Below are 4712 nucleotides of genomic sequence, written 5' to 3'. Positions count from 1 at the left end.
GGGTATAAGAGACAGCTCCCAGGTTCGCATCGTGATGTGCTGGCGATCGACGATATGGGCGAGCGTGATGTTGGCGCGCTCCGGGAAGATCGGATGGTTCTCGAGCAATGGTCCGAACCGGCCGAGATCGTAGGCGTTCACATCGTCGACCCAGAAGATCGCGTGCGGGTTGCCCATGCTGACGACCGACGGCGTGTGCAGCACCGGCGCGTCGATCGGGCCGATCTGCAATTCGATCATCCGGGTGTCGCGGAATTCCTCGGCGAGCGGGATGTCCTGCCAGCCGAACTTCGGCTCGCCCATGTCGACGGTGTAGAGGCCATCGGCCGGGCCGCGCCAGCAATTGAGCAGGCCGGCGCGGGTCTCGAAGGTCAGGCCGTTCTGGTCGCTGCCGGCGAACATCTGCTGCGCGACGCAGCGCATGCCGTTGCCGCAGGCGCCGGATTCGGAGCCGTCATTGTTGTAAATCCGGACGAAGGCTTCGGTGCCGGGCAGCCGGGCCGGCTGCAGCAGCATCAACTGATCGTAGGGCACATGCGCCGCCACCGCCCGCGCATCGGCCGGCGTCACCGGCGCCGGCTGATCGCGCAGGTCGACCACCACGATCTCGTTGCCGATGCCGTTCATCTTGGCGAACAGGCGGTTGTCCAGCGCGCTCATGCTCTCGTCCTCGCCGCGCCTATATGGCGAACCCGGCCCGGTTTGGCCAGTCTGCCGCCCGCAGCGGCGCACGGCCACAGGGAAGCCACACCGTCATCGCATGGCTCGCCAGGACGGGACGAAATCGCGGATCGGATGTTATGAGGAGCCGCTCGACTCGGTGATTGGCGCAAGTCCGATGCTGCGCCACGCGGGAAGGTCGGGCGACGTTCGCGGTGGCCTTGGGAGAGATGGAATGGAACGCCCCTGCCTGTTTGGTGTGACGCGCGTCGGGCTGATGCCGGCGCTGGTGCTGACGCTCGGCATCGCCGGCGCATCGGCCCAGACCGCCCCCGACGCCAGCAAGGACGCCAAGGACAAGCCGGCAGCCGCAGCACCGGCGCCAGCTCAGACTGCGCCGACCCAGCCGGCACCGGCTCAGGCCACGCCGGCACCTGCCACCCCGTCAAATCCGTCGACCTCTGCGCCGTCCACCTCTGCCCCAGCGACGCCGCCGACGGCGAGCGAGACACCAGTTGCGACGCCAGCTCCCGCCACGCCTCCGTCAGCGGCCCAGACCCCCGCTGCGCCGTCCACGCCCGCGCCGGTGCAGACCGCTGATCCGTTCGGCGAGGAGACCACGCTGGAGCCGAAGACGGTGGTGATCCTGAAGGGCAAGGCGAACTGGGATAATGCGTTCGACAGTTTGATGGACGCGTTCAAGTCCCTGACGGCGCTGCTCGACAAGCAGGGCATCGCGCCGAACGGCAACCCGATGATCGTCTACACCTCGACCGACGATACCGGCTTCACCTTCCAGGCTCAGGTGCCGGTGCCGCAGGAGCCGAAGAACCTCGCCAAGTCGATGAGCATCGGCAAGTCGCCCGACGGCAAGGCGCTCAAGTTCGTCCACCGCGGCTCCTACGACAACATGGACAACACCTACGAGGCGATCACCAACTTCCTCGACGACAAGAAGCTCGAGGCCAAGGACACCTTCATCGAGGAATACATCACCGACCCGCTGAAGACCGCCGAAGACAAGCTGGTGATCAACGTTTACGTGCCGATGAAATGAACATGCTCCGCTCTGTTTCCGTTGCTGCCGCTTGCTGCCTGCTCGTCGCGTTGCCGGCGCTTGCCCAGGACGCCCCGCCGCCGGGTATCGTCGTGCGCGGCGAAGCGCAGAAGTCGGTCGCGCCCGACACCGCGCTGATCGAAGCCGGGGTGTCGAACTTCGCCAAGTCGGCCCGTGCGGCGGCGGAAGCCACCAATCTGGCGATGGGCAAGGTGCTGCTGGAGTTGAAGAACGCCGGCATCGACGGCAAGGACATCCAAACCTCGCAATTGTCGCTGCAGCCGCAATATGCCGACCGGCCCGGCCCGAGCGAAGTCACCGGCTATGTGGCCAAGAACATCGTGTCGGTGCGGGTGCGCGACATCGCGGCAGTGGCGGGGATTCTCGATCGGCTGATGGTGGCCGGCGCCAATGAGGTGCGCGGCATCAGCTTCACCGTTAGCGATGCATCCAAGCTGCTCGACGAAGCGCGGACCGCAGCGGTCGCCGATGCGCGCCGCAAGGCCGAGATCTACGCGCGCGCCGCTGGTCTCACGCTCGGTGCGCCGCTGTCGATTGCCGAAGATTCCGCCCCCGGTATGGTGCCGATGCGCAAGATGGCGGCGGATCTGTCGACCGGCGCTCAGGTTGCGCCGGGCGAGCAGACCCTGAACGTGTCGGTCACGGTGAACTGGGGCATCAAGGCGCAGTAAGCGCGGCGCTCACAGCTCGAACACCTGCCCGGGCTTCAGCACCGGAAACCGCTCGCGCGGCACGCTCTCGGCATCGAGCGCCGCGTACAGCGCCTGCTCGGGTGCATCGATCGCCTCGTCGGTGAGCTGGAAGGTGCCGTGGTGATTGGCGAGCGCCCGCTCGGCGCCGCAATCGGCCAGCGCCCTCACGGCGTCGGCCGGATTCATGTGCTGATCCTGCATGAACCAGCGCGGCTCATAGGCGCCGATCGGCAGGATCGCCAGCTTCAGCGGCGCGTGGGCGTCGCGGACGCGGCGGAAGTGCCGGCCATCGCCATAGCCGGAATCGCACACCACGTAGATCTTGCCGGCTGGCGTTTCGAGCACGAAGCTGGCCCACAGCGCGCGGTTGCGGTCGAACAGGCCGCGGGCGGTCCAGTGCCGGGTCGGCACCAGCGTCACCGCGACGCGATCATTCAGCTCGATGCGGTCGCTCCAGTCATAAGCTTCGGCGCGGATCGTGGCATCGTGCGCCGTCATCGTCAGATCGTTGCCGAGCGGCGTGATCACCCGCGGGGCATGCGCAGCAGTAAGCCGCGACAGCGTAGCAAGGTCGAGATGGTCGTAGTGGCCGTGCGACACCAGCACCACGTCGATCTTCGGCAGGCGGTCGAACGCGATGCCCGGATCGTTGTGCCGTTTGGGCCCGGCGAAGCTGACCGGTGACACCCGCTCCGACCACACCGGGTCAATCAGGATGTTCAGTCCGGCGGTCTGGATCAGCCAGCTCGCATGGCCGACATAAACCAGCCTGACGCCGGTGCCGTCGACACGCGGCGGCGGAGTGTCGGCGAACGGGCTCGGAGCCCATTCGGGCCATTGGGCCGGCTTGTGGCTGAATCGCCAGCGCATCACCTCCCAGAAGCTCTTCGGCGGCGCGCCATCGGGATCGAAGAAGCGCGTGCCATCGAAGTGATCGGTGACCGGGCCTTGGTAATAGCTCATGCGGGAGATCCAGAGGGAGGAAAGCCCGGCCGTGGCGGCAAGGCCGGCAGCGGTCGCCAGCAGGCGGCGGCGCGTGATCAACGTCATGCAGTCACGCGCCGATCAACCGAGCCGCGAGCTTGTGAAGCTTCGCCAAGCGCATCAGGGAGCCCGGTCCGGCAGGCAAACGATCGTCAACGGCTGATGGAGGGAGAAGTCTGGATTGGCGCCGGTTGTTCCGGCGGCCTTACGAAGGTTCATCACGCTCGACCCGTGTGTGGACTGGTCATCTAAGCGCGGTCGCTCGGACGGCAAGGTTTACCGGGTGTCAGATCCACCGGATCGGCGCGGTCCGCCGGCTGCGGGCAGCCTTTCGCTGTTCCTCGCGCCATTGCAGCAGGTCTTCAATCGAGGCGAGGCCGGCGCCCTTTTTCAGGTCGCGCAGGTCCTGCATCGCGGTCCGCCATTGCTCCTGCGGCTCGCCGGCTTTGCGGCGCGGCAGGACGCCGCGGGTGATGATGATCGTCTCACCGCGTTCGACCTCGTCGAGCAGCTGCTCGATCGCTGCGCGGGCATCTGCAAGCTTCACGAATTTCATGTCGAGATTAACCGGAAAGCAGCAAGTTCAGAGCGGGGCGGCCCTATAGCAGTCGTCCCGAGGTCCGGGAGCTTGTAGAACTACGGGGAGCGGCGGCGTGGGCGGCGACTTGCCGAAATTCGCCTTAAGCGGGCCTTGCGAATTCGACCGACCTGTCTCGCGATGGGACCGGAGGTCGCCTGCCCTACAAAATAATACCGTCGCTGAGGAAGGTGCCAGCCCCGCGCACGGGTGCCTTGCAGGAGGCGAAACCGCGCGCCGGCGGACCAGTCTTGCGCTTGACGCGTCGAGCGCGTATGGATCGCCGAATTCTCGAAAGGCTTGTCTTTCGATCCGCCGCCCGGTCCCAAGAGGCCGGAGGTCAACGTCCGACAGCGCGATGCGCCCTCGGGCGCCATAAGTGTTTGGTTTTGTAGGCCTTTCGCCGGAAGGCCGTCGCTGGAATTGGGCCGATGTTCGACAATCTGTCGGAAAAGCTGGGTGGCATTCTCGATCGGCTGACCGGGCGCGGTGCGCTCAGCGAGGCCGATGTCGATGCGGCGATGCGCGAAATCCGTCGCGCGCTGCTGGAAGCCGACGTCGCGCTCGAAGTGGTGCGCTCGTTCACCGAGCGGGTCCGCGAGCAGGCCGTCGGCGCCACCGTCGTCAAGTCGGTCAAGCCCGGCCAGATGGTGGTCAAGATCGTCAATGACGAGCTGATCGCCACGCTGGGGTCCGAAGTTCAGTCGATCGACCTCAACGC

At 66.3% G+C, this 4712-nt stretch carries 6 protein-coding genes; 3 read left to right on the top strand and 3 right to left on the bottom strand.

Features of this window, described 5'->3' with window-relative positions; translation table 11 throughout:
* Window positions 1–660, bottom strand: a 660-nt coding sequence (dapF, locus tag DYI24_RS21495; protein ID WP_164573774.1) for a diaminopimelate epimerase, incomplete at its 3' end; no start/stop codon positions are given.
* A 235-nt stretch (window positions 661–895) separates the two neighbouring features.
* Between dapF and DYI24_RS21490 the strand changes: the two genes are divergently transcribed.
* Both DYI24_RS21490 and DYI24_RS21485 read left to right on the top strand, forming a co-directional pair.
* A complete protein-coding gene (locus tag DYI24_RS21490) occupies window positions 896–1717 on the top strand; it encodes a GyrI-like domain-containing protein (RefSeq protein WP_164573773.1) in 822 nt (273 codons plus the stop codon).
* Window positions 1714–2409 carry an SIMPL domain-containing protein gene (locus DYI24_RS21485; RefSeq protein WP_164573772.1) on the top strand — a complete coding sequence of 232 codons (696 nt, stop codon included), beginning with the start codon at window positions 1714–1716 and terminating at the stop codon, window positions 2407–2409. The genes DYI24_RS21490 and DYI24_RS21485 overlap by 4 nt, the downstream gene beginning before the upstream one ends.
* A gap of 9 nt (window positions 2410–2418) precedes the next feature.
* On the opposite strand, the gene DYI24_RS21480 is transcribed toward DYI24_RS21485, so the two are convergent.
* Both DYI24_RS21480 and DYI24_RS21475 read right to left on the bottom strand, forming a co-directional pair.
* Window positions 2419–3480: an MBL fold metallo-hydrolase gene (locus DYI24_RS21480; RefSeq protein WP_164573771.1), complete on the bottom strand. Its 1062-nt coding sequence runs from the start codon at window positions 3478–3480 to the stop codon at window positions 2419–2421.
* A gap of 220 nt (window positions 3481–3700) precedes the next feature.
* Window positions 3701–3970: a type II toxin-antitoxin system Phd/YefM family antitoxin gene (locus tag DYI24_RS21475; protein ID WP_164573770.1), complete on the bottom strand. Its 270-nt coding sequence runs from the start codon at window positions 3968–3970 to the stop codon at window positions 3701–3703.
* Between the two features lie 452 nt (window positions 3971–4422).
* Here DYI24_RS21475 and DYI24_RS21470 point away from each other — a divergent pair.
* Window positions 4423–4712 (top strand): signal recognition particle receptor subunit alpha (locus tag DYI24_RS21470; RefSeq protein ID WP_205523623.1); only part of this gene is annotated, 290 nt, incomplete at its 3' end.

It is taken from the genome of Rhodopseudomonas sp. BR0C11 (assembly GCF_010820945.1).
Lineage (GTDB): Bacteria > Pseudomonadota > Alphaproteobacteria > Rhizobiales > Xanthobacteraceae > Rhodopseudomonas > Rhodopseudomonas palustris_H.
Note: the sequence above shows the minus strand (reverse complement) of the source record. Positions and strands in the feature narration are given on the sequence as shown.